This window comes from Mycobacterium sp. NGS40, from assembly GCF_059812735.1.
Window position 1 is genome coordinate 1 of sequence record NZ_JCALDG010000132.1, and the last position, 376, is coordinate 376.

The following is a 376-nucleotide window of genomic DNA, read 5'->3' on the forward strand; positions in this document are numbered from 1 at the left end:
TGGTCGCCGGTTGCCCTGGAGGCCAAAACCATTGGCGGACAGGACGTGACGGTGTGGGAGCCGGGTTCGGGCACCACGGTTGAGTCGGTGTATGCGGCCACTCGTGAGGCGTTGGGTGTGTTGCAGTCGTGGTTGGCCGGCGGCGATGCGGGGCCGTTGGTTGTGCTGACTCGCGGCGCGGTGGGGCTGGCCGGTGAGGGTGTGTCCGATCTGGCGGGTGCGGCGGTGTGGGGGTTGGTGCGGTCGGCGCAGGCCGAGCAGCCGGGCCGGGTGGTGCTGGTCGATTCGGACGGTTCGCTGGATGTTGCCGAGGTGATCGCTTGCGGTGAACCGCAATTGGTGGTGCGTTCCGGCGTCGTGCACGCGGCGCGGCTGA

1 protein-coding gene is annotated in these 376 nt (G+C 69.4%); it reads left to right on the forward strand.

What is annotated here, in order from left to right:
* Positions 1-376 (forward strand): SpnB-like Rossmann fold domain-containing protein (locus tag AC5Y5O_RS32265; RefSeq protein ID WP_500028778.1); only part of this gene is annotated, 376 nt, incomplete at both ends.